The organism is Ferruginibacter profundus (genome assembly GCF_054783275.1).
This window is the reverse complement of the sequence record NZ_BAAGQW010000002.1, coordinates 2133717-2155479: the sequence shown is the minus strand read 5'-3', so window position 1 is coordinate 2155479 and position 21763 is coordinate 2133717. Positions and strand designations below refer to the sequence as shown.

Genomic DNA, 21763 nt, shown 5'->3' with positions numbered 1-21763 from the left:
GAAATATAATAACAGCGCTACCAAAAATATCTTGCAGCAGTTTCTTAAAAGTATAGCCATGAATTTTTTTGAAACTACAGTCATATTACCAATGGCCTGTTGCTAAACAAAAAACAAAAACAATTAAAGAAGATCAGGATGAAAAAAATTATTTTATCAGCAGCCATAATAAGTGCTGCATTATTCGGCGCCTGCCAGAAAAACAAAACAACAAATACTACTACTGCAGCTGCCGCATGCCCCGAAAACCCACGCACAACAGTTTCTGCAACTTTACAAGGCAACTGGATGTACGGTAATTTTTCTATGACGGAATACTGGAGTCAGAACCCCGGTGATTACCTGGGCAATGCATTACAATTTGCAATTGCTTTTAAATTTAATGCCGATGGTACTTATGAACAGTACTTTACTTCCAGCAGTGTAAACCTCGGTATTACTACCTACCAGCAATCTGTAACTAAAGGAACAGTGGTACTTGACGAAGCCAACAAAACCATTAAAACCTTTGCCTGCTCTGCTCATTACAAAAGAACAAAGAATGGCCAGACAGTAGAAGAAAGAGACCTGGCAAAAAATGAACTGACTTTACTTACCACTTATACCTATACTACGGGTACAGAGGCAGGTGGTACTAAAGCCATTTACTTAACGTTACAGGGCACTGCAAACCCACTTACTTTTTTACAAAAATTTTAAAACATAGTATATGAAAAAATATTTTTTATTGCTGGTGATAGCCCTTGCATTTATCAGCAGTTCTTATGCCCAGGAAATAAAAGCAGAAGTTTCCAAACAATTTATGCAGATCACCACAGTAGAATCGGTGCTGGCAGGTGGATTAGGCAGATCAAAAATGATCATCACCAATCCTGATGGTACACAAAAAGATTCAGAAATGGAAAATCTCTTCAGTCTGGTAGGCATCAATTTCAAGAACATTAAAGAGAATGAAGACAAAGTGGTAAAGACATTGAAAGAATACACCAACAACGGCTGGAAGGTGGAACACGTTACTTCATTAACACTAAGCCAGAATGATAGTGGCGCCGGTGGCATTTTTATGACCCGTTATTTGTTATCTAAACCCGAAGAAAAAAAATAACCAGCCTGTTTTGAACAGCGAAAAAATTTAGGTATGAAAAAAATATTTTTCCTGGTTGCAATTTTGTTTGCCCTGGGCGGCTATGCACAAACAGTGCCGGCTGAATTAATTACAAATGATTCTACATTCTGGACCATTTCAACAGTATCAACCGTCGGTTATACCAATACCACTTCGGGCCCCTATTATAACAGCTATAAAAGCGGTGGCGGTATGCTGGTAAAATTTAAATTTAAGCCTGATGGCCGCTTTGAGTTTCTATTGTATGTACAGGCCAATACTTATGGTACCGATACAGAGACCTGGACACAGGTTGACGGTAAAGTAGAATTTAAGAAGGACGCAAAAGGCCAGAATATTTTTGTTACGCATGCAGAAAAAGGCACTTACCGTATTACAAAAAATGGCCGTACCACATCGAGAGCGATTCCTAAAAATGAACTGGACGGACAGCACTCCTGCACTTATTTATGGGAAAAAACAACGTTTAAGGATGATCCCGCTAATATTTACCTGCTGATGGTAGATCTGGAAAAGTATCCCAATGCGGATGTTAACAATCCTAAAACGATCGATCCTTCATGGGTATCTAAGTTTCATATTCCTGCAAAAAAATAAAATCTGATAACAAACGCAATCAACAACAATGCAACAAAAAATAATTTTAGTAACCGGTGCCACAGGCGCACAAGGTGGCAGCGTGGCAAAAGCTTTACTGGCCCAAAATAAATTTGCCGTACGCATTCTTACAAGAAATGCAAACGCTCAAAATGCAATAGCACTAAAGGAATTGGGAGCAGAAGTGATAACCGGGGATATGAATGATATTGAAAGTTTAAAAGCAGCAATGCAGGATTGCTACGGTGTTTATGGCGTAACTAATTTTTGGGAACATTTTGAAAGTGAGTACCAACAGGGAAAAAACCTGGTGGATGCTGTAAAAGCTACTGGCATCAGTCATTTTGTTTTTCATACTTTACCTGATTACAACAAATTAAGCAGTGGAAAATTTCCCACACCGCACTGTGATATCAAAGCTGCATTACAGGAATATACAAAGCTGCTTGGTATTCCTGCCACATTTTTACAGGTGGCTTTTTACTACGAGAATTTCCTGAATTTTTTTCCTTTGCAAAAAGCAGCAGACGGAACTTATTATTTTGGATTTCCGCAAGGTAAAACCAGGCTGGCAATGGTAAGTGTGGAAGATATTGGCGGAATGGTAGCTACAATTTTTGATCATCCTGTTGAATATATCGGCCGTACTGTAGGTGCGGTAGGTGCAGATGATACCTGCGAAAAATATGCCGCAGTGATGAGCAAAGTACTGGGCAAAAAAATAAAATACAATTATATTCCCCATGAAGTGTATGCGGCATTTGATTTTCCCGGTGCAGGAGAAATAGCCAATATGTTTGAGGTACAAAGATTATACATCCCCAACAGGCAGATAGATATGATAGAAAGCTACGGGCTTAACCCGGATACACAAACATTTGAAACCTGGCTGAAGGAAAATAAAAATAAGTTTGAAAAACATTTAACAGCAGAAGAAGCAACCATCGTATAAATGAAAATTGCTCCGTACCCACAGCAATTTGTGTTTGATTTTAATGCCGGCAACAGCCGGCATTTTTTTTATCACAAAATGAATGATAAATGCTTTGCCCATTTCATACCGCCTTTCTGCCATTTCATACAATGCTGCATTGTAGGGCTACGCATTCAAAAATATCTTGCAACAGATTTTAAAACAGCACCTCATCATGAAAAATATATTCCTGGCAGCAACACTGGCTATTACGGCAGTTTCGGCAATATTGATTGTTGCCCACGTACAGCAGGAACTTGTTAAAAAAAATTATTCTGAATGGGACCCGGATTATAACACCGGTATAAATATCAATCATTCAACTGCTGATATCATTTTAATTCACCGATAAAAATATTAATCACTCTAAACCTTTAATTATGCGTAACAGATTTTTTATTCTTTCCGCTATTGCAGCAACTGTTGTTATGGCTGTTGCAGCCTGTAATAATAAGGCCGCTGAAACTGCCGGCAAACCAACTACAATGGATTCTACAGAAATGGTAGAACGTGGCAAATACTTAGTGAACGCTATTGGCTGCGACGATTGTCACTCACCCAAACGCATGGGACCCAATGGCCCGGAGATAATACCGGAGTTGAGATTATCAGGTTTCCCCCATGATGGTAAACTACCACCCATAGATACCAACGTGGTAAAAAAAGGATGGGCAGTACTGGCGCCTGATTTAACCAGCGCTGTGGGCATGTGGGGGCAATCCTATGCGGCTAATATTACCGGGGATGCAACAGGTATCGGTGCATGGAAGGAAGAACAATTTATAAAGGCATTGCGTGAAGGAAAATTAAAAGGTCTTGATAACACACGCCCTTTATTACCACCTATGCCCTGGTTTGCGTATAAAAATATGAAAGACGAAGACCTCAAATCCATCTTTGCTTATTTAAAAACAGTAAAGCCGGTAGAAAATATTGTACCCCTGCCTAAAAAATTATCCGACCTGCAATAGAACAAGCCATGTTATTTAGAATTATTTTATTGATGACGGTACTCTCTTACAGTGTAATAGTGGCACAGTCTTTCATGTACATTATTGCCTTAAAAAATGTACAGTATAAACTACAGGCAGCATCCTATATTGAGGTAAGAAAATTAATGGATGCTGCCTTCAGGGCAAAATATAAATTTGCCGTGTATGCTGCTTTACTCAGCAATATGGCATTGCTGATAGTAACCGGTAAAGATTACTGCAGTATATTTTTTGTTACTTCCTGCCTGGCATTTGGTGCATTGGTAATGGATGTATTGCTTACTCTAAAAGGGAATGTACCTATCAATAAACAGATCAACACCTGGGCCGCAGATAACTATCCCGAAGACTGGGCCGATTACAGAACAGAGTGGCTGCAGATTTTTCAATATCGGCAGATAGTAACTATTACAGGGTTTATTCTTTTACTTGCCGGTGCAGTATTTGGGTTGTATTGATGCTGTAATAATCTCCCGGTAATTACAGAAAGTTTTTACATTTACAGCATCTTTAACAGTCACTCTTATTGATACAATTATGAAAAAAATAAGCCTTCTCCCTGTTTTTTTATTGTTTATTTTTTCTGCGGGTGCACAACTACCCGATAAAATTTCAGCTGCAGATAAAGTATATGGCCTGTCTAAATTCTGGCAGGAAGTAAATTACAATTTTATTTACCTGGATAAGGTAGACAGGAAACAATGGGACAGCGCTTACAAGGCCATGATAGTAAGTGTGCAAAAAACAACTAATGATTATGCTTATTACAGGGAGTTACAAAAATTCTGCGCCCTGCTGAAAGACGGGCACACGAATGTATATTTTCCGCAGGACAGGGCTTTTGAAACCATGACCACCATGTTTGGAGACTACAGGTTTTTTATTGAGAATATTGACGGTAAAGCAATTATTGTAAGAACTAATCTGAGCAAGAAGGATGAGATCCCTGTGGGTAGTGAAGTGATTGAAGTAAACGGAAAACCAACACCGGTTTATATTAACGAAGATGTGGCGCCTTATATTTCTTCTTCTACCGGCTATGTGTTGCAGGACTGGAGCATAAATAGTTTATTGAAAGGGCTGAATGGCGACAGCTACACGGTAAAAATAAAAAGACCTGATGGCCGTATGGTTTCTTTAAAACTTACACATAAGAGAACAGAAGAGAAAGAAGTATATCCTGCATTTGACGCAGACAGAAGCCTGATGGATTTTAAATGGCAAAATGATAAGGTGGCTTATGTGGCTTTAAATTCTTTTGGCGATGAAAAAATTGACAGTTTATTCATTGATAAATTGCCGGAATTGTATAAAGCAAAAGGATTAATAATCGACCTGCGGTATAACGGCGGTGGCAGTACCGGCATTGGCACGGCTATCCTGCAATACCTTACTAATGATACCATTCTTTATGGATCAAAAAACAGGAGCAGGCTGCATATTCCATCATTTAAAGCCTGGGGAAAATTTACCAACGTAAAAGATACTACCGGAAATGAATGGGCGAAAAAATCGTGGTTGTCATTCAATGACAAATATTATTACAACTTCGATTACGAAGCTGATACCATACACCTCAAGGCGAAAAGAATAGTAGTACCCACAGTTATTTTGCTGGGGCACAATACCGCTTCTGCTGCTGAAGATTTCCTGATCTATGCAGATAATCAAAAGCACATTATAAAAATGGGCGTAAATTCTTTTGGCAGCACCGGCCAGCCTTATATGTTTGATTTACCCGGCGGAGGATCTGCCAGGGTTTGCACAAAACAGGATACCTACCCTGATGGCAGAGAATTTGTTGGCTATGGCATTAAACCGGATATTGAAATAAAGCCAACACTAACTGATTACCTGCAAAAGAAAGACCCGGTTATCAACAAGGCGATGGAATATTTAAAAACAAAGATCAAATAAATTGCGGATGCCCCTGGCTGTATACCTGCATAACTGATGACTGTAAAATGATACAAGGCATATGACGAATATTACGATCATCGGCGGCGGTATAGCAGGGCTTACCACAGCCATTGCTTTAAAAAATATTGGTATCAATGCCAGGGTATTTGAAGCAGCGCCGGTGATAAAAGAAGTAGGTGCAGGATTAGGCCTTGGAGCAAATGCCATCAAAGCTTTTCAATTACTGGGTATAGGTGAGGAAGTGATGAATGCCGGCAGGTTCTTACCATCGTTTACATTGTACAATAAAAAAGGAAGATCTATTACTACAACCGACAGTGTTTCGGTAAGTAAAAAATACGGCCTTGATAATTTTACTATTCACCGGGCCCGGCTGCACCGGTTATTATTATCCAAAATTGATCCTGCCCATATTCAAACCAATAAAAGAGTAAAGCATATTACGCAAAATGAAAATAATTGTAGCATACATTTTACAGATGGTACAACTTATGCAACGGATTATGTTATTGCGGCTGATGGTATTCACTCGCCGGTAAGAAAACAATTATTACCCGGCAGCAAAATAAGATATGCCGGTTATACCTGCTGGAGGGCCGTGATTGATAATACGGCACTCCAATTAAATGAATGTTCAGAAACATGGGGCAGTAATGGCCGCTTTGGAATTGTACCACTTGATAACAATACAATATATTGGTTTGCCTGTATCAACACTGTTGCCAATGATAACCGTATGCAGCAATATACAACCAATGATTTACTGGAAGTATTTAAAGATTATCACCAGCCCATTCCTGCAATTCTGCAACAAACAAAAAACGAAAACCTTATCTGGGGCGATATTATCGACCTGCAACCCATACAGCAATATGCGTTTGATAATATTGTATTGACAGGCGATGCTGCACATGCCACCACACCCAATCTCGGCCAGGGTGCCTGCCAGGCCATTGAAGATGCTGTGATACTAGCGGATGAAATTAAAAAGAACAGTAACCTTGCCACCGCATTCAAGCAATTTGAAAAAAGAAGGTTGAAAAGAACGCACCTGATCGTTAACACGTCTAAACAAATTGGCACAATAGCACAACTGGAAAACAAAGTATTGATTGCAATAAGAGACTTTGTGTTTACTAACTTACCACAGTCTGCTAAGGATAAACAATTTAAAAAACTCTACACCACAGATTTCTGATCATTTGTGTCATAAATAAAAAACTTCCGCTTGTAAAGCCGGAAGTTTTAGTGTATGTATAGTTACTAATGCTGCAGGTTGCAGTGCTAATCACCGGCGTAATAAGGATAAGTAACAAACCCGGCATACCGATTTTCTTCAGCCAGTTTTTTTTTCAGCACACGCAGGTACCTTTTCATGGTTTGCCGGGTGTAAAGGCACAATATAAAAGCAGGCAAAGCAAACCCAAGGCTGTACTTAACAATGGCAGTATCAAACTCAAGCCGGTAAGTGATCAAAGTATTATTTTCAGCTAATGGTGTTACCTGCCTGGTAGTTTTTAACCAGAATTTATTTCCCCTGTTGGTTTCACATACTATTATTTTGTTGGCCGTAAATTCGGTACAGGTTAATTCGCTTTTATAGCAGGGCTCTTTGCGAGACAGAAAAGAAAATTGCGTAATGGAAGTACCCACGCCTGTTTTTTCGCTGTTAACTTTTGTTGCCCTCACTTCCTTTCTCCACAATTTATCATTGGCAAAGTTTGAAAAATAATCAAAAACCAGTTTGTGGTTTTGCGGAATTATTATGGAGTTTGTTATGTCCAGTATCATAATTGTTTTATTGAAGTACTATTTTCCTGATCACTTTTTTCCTGATTCGGCAACATAAATAGTTTTGCCATCAGGTGTTGCAGCTATACCACCGATTGTAGAAAGCGCTGCCGAAGCACCGTTACCATCTTCTCCATTGCCATGATCGTTCACTTTTCCGGCAATGGTAGTAACGGCTACAGCTATATTATTTTCCGGCGCTGTACTGCCCCGGGGCATTACTTTCTTTTTTGCCGCAGGCAGTTGTAAAAAAGAATGCTGCTAACGGCAGGCATAAAATTTAAAACTAAAATGTTTTACCATGATTTTTTAATCATGTTGAATGGTTATCAAATTTGTACAAAGCTGCATTTATAGGGTGTAAATAAAAATGAGCGTAGCAACTGGCTGTACATTTAAAAACATCAGGTGTTGTATTATCGGGATGAACCGAAAACTGATGCCGGTAAAACAATAAATTCCGAACCTCTTTCTGAAATACTACACTGTAACATTTACCCACTTCATCCGTTTATAAATACAATTGATACAATACAACCTGTTATTTTTTTTGACGTGGTTATACTTTTACGATATGAAAATAAAGACCTTCTTTTTTCTACTTCTGTTTTGCACCGTCTGTGCAGTAAAGGCGCAAATGCCCGATAGTGTAAAGCTGGTACTGGATTCCTCCATCAGCCTGTTGCAGCAATATGCACTGCATGCAAAAACCACCAACTGGCCTGTGGTAAAACAAAATGCTTATGCTAAAGCAGCCCATGCAAAAACATGGAGCCAATTAGACAGCAGCATCTCTTACCTGTTTCAATCAGTCAACGATCATCATGGCTGGCTGTCTGCGGGAGATGCCGAATTAAGATGGCAGATAAAAACCGGGTTTAAATTTTCCGAGGCTGTAAAAAATGAAATGGCAAAAGGTAACCGGTTTGTAAAGAAGATGCTGACCGGCAATATTGGTTACCTGCGGGTACCGGGTATGATGCTGGACACCAGCCAATACAATAAAAAAGCGCAGCAATTGGCAGATAGCCTTTGCAGCCTGGAAAACAGTGGCGCAACAAAAATTATCATTGACCTCAGGTTAAATGGCGGTGGCACGATGTTCCCGATGATTGCAGGGCTATCGCCATTATTAGGCAATGGAAAATTTATTGGCGGCGCCGATAGTGAAGGCGCCGTGGAATCGATGTCGGTTTTAGAAAACGGGAAATTCTACAGCGAAGATGGTGGTGCAGCAAGGGTGATAAATAATTGCCATAGGCTTTCTCCTGCAACAACAGTGGTGATACTTACCAGCAATTTAACAGGCAGTGCAGGAGAATGTGTGGCCGTGGCATTTAAGGGAAGAAAGCATACCCGTTTTATTGGCGAAACAACAGCAGGGTTTACCATTGGTAATAATGGCCATTGGATCATTGAGGGTAAAGCAGGAATTGTAATTGCAGAATCTGCAATTGTTGACCGCAATAAAAAAATATATTATTACAATGTACAGCCGGATGAAATGATATGGGGAGGCGATAATTTTGATAACTACCTGCAGGATAAAAAAATACAGGCAGCTTTAAAATGGCTGAAAAAGCAGTAAACAACCAGGCACAGTTTAAAAATATAATGCAATGAAAAAAATATTTTCATCACTACTACTGGTAATTACCTGTTGTGCCGGCAATGCACAGCAACATCAATTTAATTACGATGATTATTTTTATTACCGTAATCACCAGTACCTGCAAACACCGTCTATCTTATTAACCGGTGCTACCATTAAAATAGCCAGCGGTGATACAGCTGCTGCTATAGCACTTATTAAACAGGCAGCACAAAAAAACATGTATGATACCGGTTATATCACAGGGCGCAGCGCTATTAAATTTATTACCGGAACAAAACACTGGAATCAAATAAAACAAACGATACAGGATAACAGGGACAGATTCAGTAACCCGGCAAACATGCAAATTGTTACCAGCGATATTGACAGGTTCTGGCAACTGTACGATAAGATAAACGATAAACAGGCGGATGATATTTTTATGCAGCAATATATCATGGCCGGCAGCCAGGGTTTACGTACTTTTTTTGAAGTACGAATGAATTTAAGGGCTACAAATCTTATTTCAACCGTCAGGCGATACAATAAATATTACGAAAGTATAAGGCCGGTTACACTGGCATTAAAAAATTATACACCACAGATAATTACTGCAGCAAAAAAATTAAAAGCATTGTATGATGCTGCTATTTTTCCTCCCACCACTTTTACCATTGCCAACTTTAATGCTTTTGGTACAGCCGATGGTGGTGGCGGGCAATTAATAGGATCGGAATTTCTTTGTAACCCGGCCACAGCCGATACCACACAATTAAGCAACTGGGAAAAATCAAATCTCACTGATACTTCAAAGATATTGGGTATTGTTATTCACGAACTGATCCATATTGAACAAAATACTGCAGTTACCAATACCTTACTGGAAAAGAGTATCAATGAAGGTTCGGCCGATTTTATCAGTCAGCTGGTATTAGGCTATAATCTCAATAAAAAAATACACGACTACGGTAATGCACATGAAAAAGAATTGTGGCAAAAATTTCAGCAACAGATGAATGGCGAAGATGTGAGTGAATGGTTGTACAATGGTTTTGATGCAAAGCGGGGTTATCCGCAAGACCTCGGTTATTATATGGGTTATAAGATCTGTGAAGCGTACTATAATAAAGCCACTGACAAAAAACAGGCAGTAAAAGAGATACTGGAGATACAGGATTTTAAATCATTTTTAGCAAAAAGCGGCTATGGAAACTAATTGTAGTGTATGAATTGAGCAAATAGCTGTATCAATTGTATAAATCAAAACATTAGCTGGTTCACTTTACGGCGGAGGTTTATTAAATTTGAGCCTGATTAAACCTCCTCCTTTGCCAAAATTAATTTTGATAATAAGCACTATGCTGCTGGCCTCCATTGCGATGGCCCAACCGGAAAAGGAATATTCTTTCACGCATTATACCACTACTACAGGCCTTGTATCTAACCAGGTAAATTCGGTATTGCAGGATGACGAGGGTTATATCTGGATAGGATCAACAGATGGACTACAGCGTTTTGACGGTACCCGTTATAAAACGTTTCGCCACAACAGTATGGATTCCACTACGCTTCCCTACAACCCTATTGAGCAAATAATGGCTGATAAAGGAAAGAATTTGTGGGTGCTTTTTTACAATGGCACGGTAGGGGTTTTTGATACCAAAAAATTTACTTTTCGTAAAGTACCCGTTAAACCAAAAAATCCTAACTCCATAAATGCTGCTTCAAAAGAAATTATAAAAGATGAGTACGGCAATTTTTTTTTATTATTTCAAAGTAGTGAAGTAATTACCTGGAGTGAAAAAACAAAGGACTTTTCGTACACCAATAATTTTTTTAAGCAAAAAGAAGAATGGCATATAGCTGATTTTATACCCCAGCCCGGTACACACAAATACTGGATGAGTATGCAGGAAGGTATTGTGGCGATTTATAATGCGGCTACCGGAAATTTAAGTTACACGGGTAATAATGTTGAAAAGGAATCCTTCCTGGAAGAATTTAAAATTAACTCACCCTCTTTTCATTTTTATTTCGATAGTAAGCACCGGGTATGGTTTATTAACTGGAACCCCGCTGTTCCTATGATCTACTGTTACGATCTTAATGCCAATAAACGCATTGCCGAAAATTTTGAATTTTATTCCACACTTAAAAGTTATCACGAGATCTATGGTTTTTTTGAACAAAAGGATGGTACTTTTTGGGTAAGGGGCGGGCCGGTGTTTGCCAGGTTCCTGGAAAATGAAAAGAAGTTTCAAATGGTGTACAATGGATATCGTAATGAACAGGGGATCACTTATAATGCCATCAGTGCTTTATGCGAAGACAGGGAAAAAAATATCTGGGTAGGTACTAATACCAATGGCTTGTTCAGGTTCAATCCCGAAACAGAATTTTTTACCAATGTAAAGCATATCAATCATTCTAATTTAAAGACCGGCGATGGTACACCTATGTCGTTTATTACAACAAAATGGGGTACTGTGCTGGCCGGCACCTGGGGAGATGGGATGTATGCATACGATAGTAAAGATTTTAGCACAGTGCCATTTGGTATTAAGGATTTTGGTACTAAAATAAATCCCTATGCCTGGTGCATGGTGGCTTCCGCCGATAGTAACCATATCTGGATATCATCACAACCCGGAATTTATGTAATAGACCAGGATAAAAGGAGCTTTAAATTTTTTAATCCGCCAATTTTTGAAAACAGAACAATAAGACAAATTGCAGAAGATAAAAACGGCAACCTGTGGCTGGGTACACAAAGCCGTGGATTGTATAAATGGACCAAATCAAAAGGGGCACAAAAATTTGATGATGGTATCAGCAAGTTTACCGCTATCAGTAATGGCCTGGTAGGAAAGATCACCGTCGACTCCAAGGGTTATGTGTGGGCAGCCTGCGGCTTGGACGGGGTGTATGTAATAGATGCAAACACCGATAAAATTGTCATGCACTTTAGTGACACCGCAACAGGTGGAAGAAAATTACCCGAGCAGGTGGTTTCTGCAATCATGGAATATGATGATACCACCATGCTGATCACCACATCAACTAATATCATTCGATACAACAGGGTTTCAAAAAGGTCAGCCCTGATAGGAAGGCCTGAATTTATTTCAGGGTATATTTCCTCTCTTGAAAAAGACAAAAATGGTTTTGTGTGGATGACAACTACCAATGGCTTATACCGCATAAATATTCAAAAGGGCATATTTGTAAATTTTAACCGTGCCGATGGCATCGAAAATGAATGCTTTATCCAGGCTTCATCGTATGTAATGCCCGATGGCAGAATGATCTTTGGTTCCTCCAATCATTTTATCGTGTTCGATCCTTCGCGTATCCAGATACGGCCTGTTTTTCCATGGGTAACTGTAACCGATTTTAAAGTGATGAACAAGTCTTTACCACTGGATTCCTTATTGGCATTAAAAAAAATAGAACTGGGGTACGATCAGAATTCACTGGTGATTGAATTTTCCCCGTTGTTGTATAACAATGCATCGCTGATAAAATATAAATTAGAGGGCCTTGATAAAGAATGGATAATTTCAGATAAAAACAACCAGGCTGTATATAATTACCTGCCTCCCGGAAGCTATACTTTTTTAATTAAATCCATGAATGAAGATGGTGTGGAATCCAACAAAATAACGCGGCTTGTAATTGTTGTTAATGCCCCATTCTGGAAAACCTGGTGGTTTTACAGTGTGCTTACATTACTTGTAATGGGTTTATTGTTCTGGTTAGACAGGCTGCGGACAAAACGTACTGCAGCTATACAGAAGATGCGGACTGATATTGCGGATAAATTACACCAGGAGGTAAACACGGCACTCAACAATATTAATATCTTAAGTGAGATGGCTAAACTTAAAGCCGATAAGGATATTGAAAAATCAAAAGAATACATTCAGCAGATACACGGTAAAAGCCAGCAGATGATTGTTGCCATGGATGATATGTTATGGGGCATTAGCCCCGATAATGACAGCATGCAAAAAACCATTGAACGCATCAGGGAACATATTGACGCACTGCGAAACCGTTACGGTGTTGCAATAGATTTACTGGTAGATGAAAAAGTAACTACGTTGAATTTAAATATGGAACTGCGCCAGAACGTATTTTGGTTATTAAGAGGCGGCAGTACAAATATTGTAAGAACAGGTGCTGCAGATTGCCGCTTTTATATTGGATTTAAAAAACCTAACCTTACTTATACATTAGATTTTGATAGCAGTAATACCGACATGCTGCAATTGAACAACTTATTGCAGCGGCAGGAACTGGCCGATAAATTGAAAGAAGTGAATGCCGTACTGAATGTACAGCTGCAGAAAACCAGGTCTATTATTGAATTGGCAATTCCGGTACAATAAAATTATTTACCCATCCATTTTTTAAAGTCGGTTACCTTTTCCCTGCTTACCAGCGCTTCTTTATCAACAGCAGGTTTTAACTGTAATATTAACCGGTTGCCAAAATAATCATCAATTTTATCAATGCTGTTTACCGAAACATAAAAGGAACGGCTGATACGGAAATATTTTTCCGGTTCCAGCATATCTTCCAGCTCATCCATAGTATAATCTACCACAAACTTTTTGTTGTCCTGCGTTTTAAAAAAGTTCAGCCTGCCATCGCTGTAGAAATACGCAATTTCGTCAATCTCTACTGATACTAATTTTTGCCCGTGTTTTACCAGAAAACGTTTGCGGTATTCTTTAGGCTGTAACTTTTGCTGCAGTTCTTTTACTAAAACATCAATATTAATATCCGTATTGCTATTGCCTTTTATTTTTTGAAATTTGGTTAAGGCTGCCTGCAGTTCTTCTTTTTGTATGGGCTTCAATAAATAATCCACACTATTAACTTTAAAAGCTTTCAGTGCATATTCATCATACGATGTGGTGAATATCACCGGGCTCTTTACCTCGGTAAGATTAAATATTTCAAAACTCTGGCCATCGGCTAATTCAATATCCATCAGAATCAGGTCGGGTTGCGGATTTTCCTGTAACCACTCCACAGTACTTTTAATACTGTCGGTAACACCGGCAATGTTTGCTGATGCGCTTACAGACAATAATGTTTTTTGCAGCTTTTTTACTGCCAGTTCTTCATCTTCTACAATTAAAATTTGCATAACAACAGTTTTATTTTTTAAAATATATTTTTGATGAACTTGTTTACACTTTATTATTTTCGCCGGCGTTGTTCCATATCAGCGGCAACACTACCGTAAAATTTTTTCCATCTTCCATCACCTGGAAACCCTTCAGGTGCAGCAGGTCGTACTTCGTTTTAATATTATCCAGTCCCACTTTATTACTGGGTGCCTTAATAGTGCGGCGCTGCAGGTTATTATTTACCACTAATTTATTACCGGTAGTGGTAAATATTTCAATAGTGAGGGGTTTGTTTTTTGAAAGGGCATTATGTTTTACCGCATTCTCTAACAACATTTGTAAACTCAGTGAAGGCAACAGGTAATTGCTGTACTGTTTATCTACTTCCACCTGTAAATCCACTGCCTCTCCGTGCCTGGTTTTTAATAGCTGAAAATAACTCTGAATAAATTTCACCTCGCTTTCCAATGTACTCATGCTGTCGTTGTTTTTACGCAACAGGTAACGATACACTTTACTCAGTTCATCCAGGAACTTTTCAGCCTTGTCTTTATCCTCTGCTATCAGTGCCGATAAAGTATTAAAGCAATTGAATAAAAAATGCGGATTTACCTTTTGTTTCAGCCCGTCAAACTCCTGCTGCAATTGCAATTGCTCCAGCATGTCTTTTTCTGCGGTAGCTTCTTTGTATTTATCAATAATATAAATTACTTCCCATAATGTTTCAAAAACAAGATTTATGGCAAGGCCTACTAAATAGCCATATTTCAGGTCGCCATCTTTTATCTGGTAGCCTAAGATATTAAACTGATGAAATACAAAAAAAATCAGCAGCACCGATGGTGTCATGATAAACAGGTTCACCAGTAACTTAAATAAAACTCTTTTTCCGGTTAGCTGTAACGAAGGGAATTTTGATTTAAGAAAATGGTCATATTGAGCATGCGAATACCACGAAAAAAAACCTATTACATAAATGATCGGGTAAGTAACAGCCCATATTTTCCATTCTGACCATATTCTTTCGCCATACATTATGTACATCAAGGCCAGTATAATGAAGGGCATTGACAGCCAGAAACTACGGATCTGTATCTTGGGTGGCTTTACCAGTGTCATGCTTCGGCCTCCTTTTTATTAAACAAGGGAAGTAAAAAAAAGCGTTTACCTTCCTTTTCATTTATAATAATGTTACCGGCATTTAATATTTTGTATTTTTTCAACAGGTTATTCAGCCCGTCATCCACCCCATAATTTTGCACTACAGTTTTTTCATGCATGGTATTTACTATCGATAATTCGTTATTGTCAGTAGAAGTAATAACAATACTCAGCGGATTGGTTTTACTTAATGCATTGGTGTAAATGATGTTTTCTAATATCACCTGCATACTCAGCGGGGGTAATTTTTTTTCCAATGCATCGGCTTCAATGGAAATGGAAAAAGTAATTGCTTCTCCAAAGCGTTCTTTGGCAAGGTAGAGGTAAGAACCGGCAAATTTTATTTCCATATCCAGCGATACCAGCAACTCATCGTCACTGCGTAAAAGGTAACGGTGTACCTTGGTCATTTCGTCTAAAAAAATTTCAGCCTTGGTTTCATCTTCCTGTATTAAACCCGATAGCGTATTAAAGCAATTGAATAAAAAATGAGGATTGATCTGCCCTTTTAAACCCAGCACCTTACTGCGCTGGTACACGTTTTTAATTTTTTCTGTTTCGGTAATAGAAGCTTTCCATGCCTCCCAGTTGGCTACCCCTTCGTTAATAAAAGTAATAATGGTACTCATCAGGCAGGCATAAATGATCGACCACAACAGCATATCAGTTTTTGGTGTACAGGGTAACAATTGCAGTTTACTGTGTAAATAAAAAAGTGCGGTAATGGCAACACAATTCATCAGGTAAAAAACCGGCAGCATAATGGCTATACGCCTGAATAATTCACCAGCCGTGGCAAACCTTTTTTGAATAAGTGTAGCAACAAGGCCAAAAAGAAAATAGATGACAAATATAAATACCCCGGAGTATAAAAAACTCTTGATAAATAATCCCGGGGAATCAAAAATGCAGGAGCCAAACATCAACAAATTAAGGAAGATAATGTACGGCAGCATTACCCACACAAATACCAACGGCTCCTTTTTACTATATCGCTTTAATGCCATGCTGTAAATTATAAAATTTAAGTAAAAGCACCTGCTTTCAGGGTATCAATTGTGTTAATGCTGTATGAATTGAGAAAAACAGCGTATGAAATGTATTAAGGGTACATTGTATGTTGGCATTTGGGAGCCATAACAGCTTGTAAGAGCTGTTTTTTATAGTGGCAGTAATTACTTTTTTGCAGCACATATTTAGCCCCATTTTGTATCAATTCAACTACAGGTTTTATCAATCCATTGCAATAAGGCTTTACCGGGCATTAATTGATTTGCAATTTTGAGATCACCATAAAAATATAACCATGAAAAAAATATTATTTACCTGCGTGCCGGCCGACGGACATTTTAATCCGCTTACCGGTTTGGCTAAACACCTGCAGCAACTGGGGTATGATGTAAGATGGTACGCCGCTTCAAAATACCAACCCAAACTGCAACAATTGAAGATGCCCTTCTACCAATTTGGCGAAGCGCTGGATATTACAGCAGATGACTTAGGCGAAGCTTTTCCGGAAAGAGAAAAAATAAAAAGTACTATTAAGAAGCTCAATTTTGACCTGGAACATTTCTTTATTAAAAGAGGCCCCTTGTATTTTGAGGAAATGAGTATCATTCATAAATCATTTCCTTTCGACCTGCTGATTTGTGATGTGGCTTTTACCGGTAGCATTTTTATAAAGGAGTTACTGAAAATACCTGTAATATCAATTGGCGTACTGCCTTTAATTGAAAGCTCTAAAGACCTTGCGCCCAATGGCCTGGGTATGACACCGGCACAATCCTTACCAGGAAAAATAAAACAATCCGTATTGCGATGGCTGGTTAAGAATATATTTATTAAAAAGCCCAACCGGCAATTACACCGCATTTTAGAAGACTACAATATTGAACATCATAATATTTTTCTTTTTGACCTGTTGAGCCATAAGGCAGATTTTATATTGCAAAGTGGCACACCTGGTTTTGAATACTACAGGAGTGACCTGAGCAAAAATATCCGTTTCATAGGTCCGCTGCTACCTTACAGCAATAAACAAAATGATGATTTCTGGTACGATAAAAGATTGGCGCAGTATAAAAAAATTGTACTGGTAACACAGGGTACTGTAGAAAAAGATGCCACTAAAATAATTATACCTGTACTGGAAGCATTTAAAAATACAGGTACACTGGTAATATGCACTACAGGTGGTTCGCAAACCAGCGAATTGAAAAGCCGGTATAATTATCCCAACATAATTATTGAAGACTTTATTCCGTTTGCAGATGTAATGCCATACGCCAGTGTATACATTACCAATGGCGGATATGGTGGCGTAATGTTAGGTATTCAAAACAAATTGCCTATGGTGGTTGCCGGCGTACACGAAGGAAAAAATGAAATTTGTGCAAGAGTAGGTTACTTTAAATACGGTATTAATTTAAAAACAGAAACACCAACACCTGCGCAAATAGCAAATGCCGTGGAGCAGGTAATGGCAGATACGGTATATAAAACCAATATTGAAAAGCTGGCTGAAGAATTTGAACAATATAATGCCAATGAACTTTGCGCAAAATATGTGGCACAATTAACGCAACCTAATATCATCAGCAGGGAAAAAGCAAATCAGCTGGCTCATAAAATATATTCGTGAGTGGTGCGTGGTGAGGCGTGAGTGAAAGCAAGATGTTTTAAAAACGTACCACTCTCACGCCTCACGCTTCACGTCTCCCGCTTCACAATTCACAACACACAAACAGCAATTGATACACGCTGCACTGGCCGACCCCCTTACTTTACAACAACTTTGCACTATTAATTCAAAACAAAAATTTAAATGTAGTCATGAAAAAATTATTTCTTTTAACATTGGTTGCAGGCGCATTATTTACCTCTTGCAAAAAAGATGATGAAAAAATTGCCGGTATTTACAAAGGCCCGGAAACTGCCGTTTACCATGGCAAAGCATGGACATGGATTCAATTAAACAACGATGGCAACCCTGAAAGTATGGCCATAAGTATTGATGATGCAGCATTAAACAGTGTTACTGTTGGTACCGGTACCACTGGCGGCGAACACCACCACGATAATAATGTGGTAGTAAAATTTCATCCTAAAGCAGCTGCTACTATTTTTAACTACGTTGGGCTCGACTGGAATCCTGACGGACACCCTCCCGTAGGCATTTACGACAGGCCGCATTTTGATTTTCATTTTTACATGGCAAGCCCTGAAGAAACTGCCACCTACCTGGATCCTGTTAAGCTGAATGCAAGCCTCACTGCAGATTACCTGCCGGCTAATTATATAGGAGTAGATCCTGTACCGGCAATGGGTAAACATTATGTAGATGTTACTTCTCCCGAATTAAACGGGCAACTATTTACACAAACATTTATCTATGGCTCTTATGATGCTAAACTGAAATTTTTAGAGCCAATGATCACCCTTGACTTTTTAAAAGCTACCACCAGCTTTGAAAGACCCATTCCTCAACCGGCAAAATATCAAAAAGCAGGTTATTACCCTACGAGGTTGCGTATAGAAAAATCAAATGGCGTAACGAATATAATATTGGAAGGATTTGTTTTAAGACAAGCATCATAGTTAGGTTACCGTACCCGTATCTTTTAGTTTTTTTATAAAGCGGTTTTATCAGTTATAACCTGTATGCCCCGTAAGGCATGCAGGTTTTTTGTTTTTAAAATGCCATTCATTCAATTACAGCACTTCATGCACTTCTTTAATCAACTCATGCACCACGGCCTTTACCAAGCATCAAATACAATGGAGATTTGTATAAATATTTAATCACAACTAAATTTTATTTTATGACCCGATACAACATTTTCGGACAGGTACATAAGGGGTTACGTGCCATGCTTTATGAAACTGCATTATGCCTGCAACAAACAGATTTTAATAATACAGAGGCAGCAGATACTTCACTTGCACAACTGGCGCAAACAGTTGACTTATTTGATAAGCATGCCCATACAGAAGATACAATGGTATTTACTGCCATTGAACATACAGAACCTGCATTGGTAAATGCATTTGAAAAGGAACATGAAGAAGATCATGCTCTGGGCCAGCGCCTCAGGGGTTTATTAACGGCTTTTGAGCATACGGTTTCATCAGACGATAAAATAATCACCGGCGATGCCATTACACAATCCTTTATTGAATTTATGATCTTCAACCTGAAGCATATGGCTAAAGAAGAAGACATCATCAATAAAGCCTTATGGAAAAATTATACCGATATAGAATTACATGGCATAACGCAAAAAATTGTGGCCAGTATTCCGCCACCGCAAATGGCGAAGTTCAGCCGATGGATGATGCGTGGGTTAAACAACAATGAAATTACAACCTGGCTGAAAGAGGTAAAAAACAATGCGCCGGATTTTGTATTTCAATCGCTGATGCAAACTGCCGGCCAGGAACTGGACGCATCACGCTGGCAGCAGGTACAGGAAACTATTACAGAAGGGGCAATGCTGGCATAAATAAGCAACAATTTCATAAATCATACATCACAAATCAATAATTCTTTCTATCATGCAAAAAACATCATTACATGGCCTGGTTACGGTGCTCAGGGTGTGCATCATCACTTTTATATTGGCCATCATCAGCCTGGTCCTCTTTTCATTTACTATAGATAAAATGAATGAAGATTTTTTAAAGCAACTGGGTATTTCAAAAACCGAAGCCGATAAAAAAATCACCGGCAGCATACTGGGTGGCTATATCAATGCTTATGGCATTAAAAATACTGCCAATATTGCCATTGGCAATCGTTCGGCAATTGCAAAAGACCTGCTGGCTTATACCAGGCAGTATGTAAATACCGAAGCTTTTAAAAAAGAATACGCCGCTTTAAAAGCCAATTATAAACCCAAAGAAAATAAAGTGCAGACGCCGGAAGAAATGCGCAAGGAAACTATTGAGATGTACAAAAAGAGCATTGCAGAAACAGAAGCCAGTTTAAAAAGATCTGACGCCAGTTTAAAACCTGTTTTTGAAAATGTACTAACTGAAAGCAGAAAGCAATTAAAAGAAGCAGAAGACCCTAACAATAAAACAATTGCCAATTATACAAAGAACTATCCGCAGCTGGTAAAATCTAACCAGCAATCTAACGAACGAAGCCTGCAGGAGTGGGAAGCAAGATATCCCACCAATCATTTGCTCTTTGTAAAGCAGCGGCTGATCAAGTTTTTGGAAGAAACAAAAGATATCGATTTTGGTGCAGAACTGACTTTGAAAAATAACAGGAAGGTATTTGTAAATCCTGTTTACGAAAAAAACAAAGGATACTATTGGAAAATGGCCTTTCGTGCAGGTAAAGAAGTAGTAGAGCCGGCAAGGGCATTTGTAACAGAATGGGCAAAGGAAATTAACTAAGCAGCACAATTTTACAGGCAGGGATTTTGGGAGGTGAAATGTAACCGGTTCAATTTTTTGAACCGGTTTTTTTATGCTGTAATAATGCATAAAAACACCGCACTTCATTCAGGCAAAATTACACTTGATGCAGACTTGCATTTTACCGGCGCTGTTTTCTTTTCACCTTTGCAGCATGAAAAAAATAAAAAATCATAAACTTAAAAAAATGGAAAAATTAAAATTTGCGTTACAGGTGTTTACAGCTATTGCGGCGTTACCTGTACTTACAGCGCTGGAGTTAAATCACAACCGCAAAAGCCTTACGGCCGAACAGGAAATGAGTAAACAAAAAATTACAAACACTGCAGAAGGCTATTACTTTAAAACCAGTGGCAGCGCCAATGCAGGCCTTCAAAAAACTGCTGTAATACATGCAGCCAATGATTGACTTACAAGGGAAAAAATTAAATCCCGGGCATAAAAAAAGGGCACCTGTTGATGCCCGTTATTATTGTAATACTCTTTATTATTTCAAGTGTTTTGAAATAAGTTTAGCCATATCAAACATTGATACCTGGGCTTTGCCACCAAAGATTGGTTTCAATTTAGCATCTGCATTAATATTGCGTTTGTTTTTTGAATCCTGCAGTTTATTTGCTTTGATATAAACCCAAAGTTTTTTTACCACTTCTGTACGAGGTAATCCTTTGCTTCCTACAATAGCTGCTAAGTCAGCACTTGGTGTAAGTGGTTTCATAAATGCTGCAGATGGTTTACGTGCAGATTTCTTTTTAGCAACTTTTTTAGGCGCTGCTTTTTTTACTGCTTTCTTTGGTGCTGCTTTTTTTGGCGCTGCTTTTTTAGCTGCTGCTTTTTTTGGTGCGGCTTTCTTTACTGTTTTTTTTGTTGCCATTTTTTAATTTTTAGAATGTTAATGAGTATGTAGTAATTATTTACCGTATCAAATATAGCTTATTTCCAATGGTAGAACAATCACATTTAGTTAAAAATATTTCCCCATTTTTCACATTGTTAATAACAGGGGGATTTGGGCGTTTTTCATTGGTATTTTTAAGCACCGGC

The 21763-nt window shown here is 38.6% G+C and carries 23 protein-coding genes; 17 read left to right on the top strand and 6 right to left on the bottom strand.

What is annotated here, in order from left to right; translation table 11 throughout:
* Window positions 1-138 precede the first annotated feature (138 nt).
* The 9 genes from ACYVM0_RS19350 to ACYVM0_RS19310 all read left to right on the top strand — a co-directional run bounded on the left by ACYVM0_RS19350 (window position 139) and on the right by ACYVM0_RS19310 (window position 6806).
* Complete coding sequence (locus tag ACYVM0_RS19350; RefSeq protein ID WP_460559714.1) at window positions 139-699, top strand: hypothetical protein; 561 nt, start codon at window positions 139-141, stop codon at window positions 697-699.
* A 10-nt stretch (window positions 700-709) separates the two neighbouring features.
* Complete coding sequence (locus ACYVM0_RS19345) at window positions 710-1105, top strand: hypothetical protein (RefSeq protein ID WP_460559713.1); 396 nt, start codon at window positions 710-712, stop codon at window positions 1103-1105.
* A 33-nt stretch (window positions 1106-1138) separates the two neighbouring features.
* The gene (locus ACYVM0_RS19340) at window positions 1139-1723 is read left to right on the top strand and encodes a hypothetical protein (protein WP_460559712.1); all 585 of its coding nucleotides are present in this window, start codon (window positions 1139-1141) and stop codon (window positions 1721-1723) included.
* 28 nt (window positions 1724-1751) lie between these two features.
* A complete protein-coding gene (locus tag ACYVM0_RS19335) occupies window positions 1752-2675 on the top strand; it encodes an NmrA/HSCARG family protein (RefSeq protein WP_460559711.1) in 924 nt (307 codons plus the stop codon).
* A 196-nt stretch (window positions 2676-2871) separates the two neighbouring features.
* Window positions 2872-3048, top strand: a complete 177-nt coding sequence (locus ACYVM0_RS19330) for a hypothetical protein (protein ID WP_460559710.1) — start codon at window positions 2872-2874, stop codon at window positions 3046-3048.
* 28 nt (window positions 3049-3076) lie between these two features.
* Window positions 3077-3667, top strand: a complete 591-nt coding sequence (locus ACYVM0_RS19325; protein WP_460559709.1) for a c-type cytochrome — start codon at window positions 3077-3079, stop codon at window positions 3665-3667.
* A gap of 8 nt (window positions 3668-3675) precedes the next feature.
* Entirely contained in the window at window positions 3676-4146 is a 471-nt protein-coding gene (locus ACYVM0_RS19320) for a hypothetical protein (protein ID WP_460559708.1), read from the top strand.
* Between the two features lie 79 nt (window positions 4147-4225).
* Window positions 4226-5605, top strand: coding sequence for a S41 family peptidase (locus ACYVM0_RS19315; RefSeq protein ID WP_460559707.1), 1380 nt, complete (start codon window positions 4226-4228; stop codon window positions 5603-5605).
* 61 nt (window positions 5606-5666) lie between these two features.
* On the top strand, window positions 5667-6806 hold the full coding sequence (locus ACYVM0_RS19310) for a flavin-dependent monooxygenase (protein ID WP_460559706.1): 1140 nt from the start codon (window positions 5667-5669) through the stop codon (window positions 6804-6806).
* 86 nt (window positions 6807-6892) lie between these two features.
* Here ACYVM0_RS19310 and ACYVM0_RS19305 read toward each other — a convergent pair whose 3' ends face one another.
* Together ACYVM0_RS19305 and ACYVM0_RS19300 are read right to left on the bottom strand one after the other, a co-directional pair.
* Window positions 6893-7399, bottom strand: a complete 507-nt coding sequence (locus ACYVM0_RS19305) for an SRPBCC family protein (protein WP_460559705.1) — start codon at window positions 7397-7399, stop codon at window positions 6893-6895.
* Between the two features lie 30 nt (window positions 7400-7429).
* The gene (locus ACYVM0_RS19300) at window positions 7430-7618 is read right to left on the bottom strand and encodes a hypothetical protein (protein WP_460559704.1); all 189 of its coding nucleotides are present in this window, start codon (window positions 7616-7618) and stop codon (window positions 7430-7432) included.
* 355 nt (window positions 7619-7973) lie between these two features.
* Here ACYVM0_RS19300 and ACYVM0_RS19295 point away from each other — a divergent pair, with 355 nt between their 5' ends.
* From ACYVM0_RS19295 to ACYVM0_RS19285, 3 genes are all read left to right on the top strand, one after another.
* Window positions 7974-8987, top strand: coding sequence for a S41 family peptidase (locus tag ACYVM0_RS19295; protein WP_460559703.1), 1014 nt, complete (start codon window positions 7974-7976; stop codon window positions 8985-8987).
* 31 nt (window positions 8988-9018) lie between these two features.
* A complete protein-coding gene (locus ACYVM0_RS19290; protein ID WP_460559702.1) occupies window positions 9019-10209 on the top strand; it encodes a DUF2268 domain-containing putative Zn-dependent protease in 1191 nt (396 codons plus the stop codon).
* A gap of 112 nt (window positions 10210-10321) precedes the next feature.
* Window positions 10322-13384, top strand: coding sequence for a ligand-binding sensor domain-containing protein (locus ACYVM0_RS19285; protein WP_460559701.1), 3063 nt, complete (start codon window positions 10322-10324; stop codon window positions 13382-13384).
* 2 nt (window positions 13385-13386) lie between these two features.
* Here the strand turns inward: ACYVM0_RS19285 and ACYVM0_RS19280 are convergent, their stop codons facing one another.
* From ACYVM0_RS19280 to ACYVM0_RS19270, 3 genes are read right to left on the bottom strand one after another with little or no spacing between them, the layout of a single operon-like run.
* Entirely contained in the window at window positions 13387-14151 is a 765-nt protein-coding gene (locus ACYVM0_RS19280; protein WP_460559700.1) for a LytR/AlgR family response regulator transcription factor, read from the bottom strand.
* A gap of 43 nt (window positions 14152-14194) precedes the next feature.
* Window positions 14195-15253 (bottom strand): sensor histidine kinase, encoded by a 1059-nt coding sequence (locus ACYVM0_RS19275; protein ID WP_460559699.1) that lies wholly within the window; start codon window positions 15251-15253, stop codon window positions 14195-14197.
* Window positions 15250-16302, bottom strand: a complete 1053-nt coding sequence (locus ACYVM0_RS19270; protein ID WP_460559698.1) for a sensor histidine kinase — start codon at window positions 16300-16302, stop codon at window positions 15250-15252. The genes ACYVM0_RS19275 and ACYVM0_RS19270 overlap by 4 nt, the downstream gene beginning before the upstream one ends.
* 299 nt (window positions 16303-16601) lie before the next feature.
* On the opposite strand from ACYVM0_RS19270, the gene ACYVM0_RS19265 reads away from it, so the two are divergent.
* From ACYVM0_RS19265 to ACYVM0_RS19245, 5 genes are all read left to right on the top strand, one after another.
* Window positions 16602-17936: a glycosyltransferase gene (locus ACYVM0_RS19265; protein WP_460559697.1), complete on the top strand. Its 1335-nt coding sequence runs from the start codon at window positions 16602-16604 to the stop codon at window positions 17934-17936.
* 191 nt (window positions 17937-18127) lie between these two features.
* Window positions 18128-18892, top strand: a complete 765-nt coding sequence (locus tag ACYVM0_RS19260) for a hypothetical protein (protein WP_460559696.1) — start codon at window positions 18128-18130, stop codon at window positions 18890-18892.
* Between the two features lie 224 nt (window positions 18893-19116).
* Window positions 19117-19797 (top strand): hemerythrin domain-containing protein, encoded by a 681-nt coding sequence (locus ACYVM0_RS19255; protein ID WP_460559695.1) that lies wholly within the window; start codon window positions 19117-19119, stop codon window positions 19795-19797.
* A 52-nt stretch (window positions 19798-19849) separates the two neighbouring features.
* A complete protein-coding gene (locus tag ACYVM0_RS19250) occupies window positions 19850-20698 on the top strand; it encodes a hypothetical protein (protein ID WP_460559694.1) in 849 nt (282 codons plus the stop codon).
* Between the two features lie 208 nt (window positions 20699-20906).
* The gene (locus ACYVM0_RS19245) at window positions 20907-21128 is read left to right on the top strand and encodes a hypothetical protein (RefSeq protein ID WP_460559693.1); all 222 of its coding nucleotides are present in this window, start codon (window positions 20907-20909) and stop codon (window positions 21126-21128) included.
* Between the two features lie 78 nt (window positions 21129-21206).
* Here ACYVM0_RS19245 and ACYVM0_RS19240 read toward each other — a convergent pair whose 3' ends face one another.
* The gene (locus tag ACYVM0_RS19240) at window positions 21207-21593 is read right to left on the bottom strand and encodes an SWIB/MDM2 domain-containing protein (protein WP_460559692.1); all 387 of its coding nucleotides are present in this window, start codon (window positions 21591-21593) and stop codon (window positions 21207-21209) included.
* Window positions 21594-21763: the final 170 nt, after the last annotated feature.

Excerpts from the sequence above, each read along its gene's own strand:
- ACYVM0_RS19350 (WP_460559714.1), top strand. The coding sequence starts at position 139 with ATGAAAAAAATTATTTTATCAGCAGCCATAATAAGTGCTGCATTATTC.
- ACYVM0_RS19345 (WP_460559713.1), top strand. The coding sequence starts at position 710 with ATGAAAAAATATTTTTTATTGCTGGTGATAGCCCTTGCATTTATCAGC.
- ACYVM0_RS19340 (WP_460559712.1), top strand. The coding sequence starts at position 1,139 with ATGAAAAAAATATTTTTCCTGGTTGCAATTTTGTTTGCCCTGGGCGGC.
- ACYVM0_RS19335 (WP_460559711.1), top strand. The coding sequence starts at position 1,752 with ATGCAACAAAAAATAATTTTAGTAACCGGTGCCACAGGCGCACAAGGT.
- ACYVM0_RS19330 (WP_460559710.1), top strand. The coding sequence starts at position 2,872 with ATGAAAAATATATTCCTGGCAGCAACACTGGCTATTACGGCAGTTTCG.
- ACYVM0_RS19325 (WP_460559709.1), top strand. The coding sequence starts at position 3,077 with ATGCGTAACAGATTTTTTATTCTTTCCGCTATTGCAGCAACTGTTGTT.
- ACYVM0_RS19320 (WP_460559708.1), top strand. The coding sequence starts at position 3,676 with ATGTTATTTAGAATTATTTTATTGATGACGGTACTCTCTTACAGTGTA.
- ACYVM0_RS19315 (WP_460559707.1), top strand. The coding sequence starts at position 4,226 with ATGAAAAAAATAAGCCTTCTCCCTGTTTTTTTATTGTTTATTTTTTCT.
- ACYVM0_RS19310 (WP_460559706.1), top strand. The coding sequence starts at position 5,667 with ATGACGAATATTACGATCATCGGCGGCGGTATAGCAGGGCTTACCACA.
- ACYVM0_RS19305 (WP_460559705.1), bottom strand. The coding sequence starts at position 7,399 with ATGATACTGGACATAACAAACTCCATAATAATTCCGCAAAACCACAAA.
- ACYVM0_RS19300 (WP_460559704.1), bottom strand. The coding sequence starts at position 7,618 with ATGCCCCGGGGCAGTACAGCGCCGGAAAATAATATAGCTGTAGCCGTT.
- ACYVM0_RS19295 (WP_460559703.1), top strand. The coding sequence starts at position 7,974 with ATGAAAATAAAGACCTTCTTTTTTCTACTTCTGTTTTGCACCGTCTGT.
- ACYVM0_RS19290 (WP_460559702.1), top strand. The coding sequence starts at position 9,019 with ATGAAAAAAATATTTTCATCACTACTACTGGTAATTACCTGTTGTGCC.
- ACYVM0_RS19280 (WP_460559700.1), bottom strand. The coding sequence starts at position 14,151 with ATGCAAATTTTAATTGTAGAAGATGAAGAACTGGCAGTAAAAAAGCTG.
- ACYVM0_RS19275 (WP_460559699.1), bottom strand. The coding sequence starts at position 15,253 with ATGACACTGGTAAAGCCACCCAAGATACAGATCCGTAGTTTCTGGCTG.
- ACYVM0_RS19270 (WP_460559698.1), bottom strand. The coding sequence starts at position 16,302 with ATGGCATTAAAGCGATATAGTAAAAAGGAGCCGTTGGTATTTGTGTGG.
- ACYVM0_RS19265 (WP_460559697.1), top strand. The coding sequence starts at position 16,602 with ATGAAAAAAATATTATTTACCTGCGTGCCGGCCGACGGACATTTTAAT.
- ACYVM0_RS19260 (WP_460559696.1), top strand. The coding sequence starts at position 18,128 with ATGAAAAAATTATTTCTTTTAACATTGGTTGCAGGCGCATTATTTACC.
- ACYVM0_RS19255 (WP_460559695.1), top strand. The coding sequence starts at position 19,117 with ATGACCCGATACAACATTTTCGGACAGGTACATAAGGGGTTACGTGCC.
- ACYVM0_RS19250 (WP_460559694.1), top strand. The coding sequence starts at position 19,850 with ATGCAAAAAACATCATTACATGGCCTGGTTACGGTGCTCAGGGTGTGC.
- ACYVM0_RS19245 (WP_460559693.1), top strand. The coding sequence starts at position 20,907 with ATGGAAAAATTAAAATTTGCGTTACAGGTGTTTACAGCTATTGCGGCG.
- ACYVM0_RS19240 (WP_460559692.1), bottom strand. The coding sequence starts at position 21,593 with ATGGCAACAAAAAAAACAGTAAAGAAAGCCGCACCAAAAAAAGCAGCA.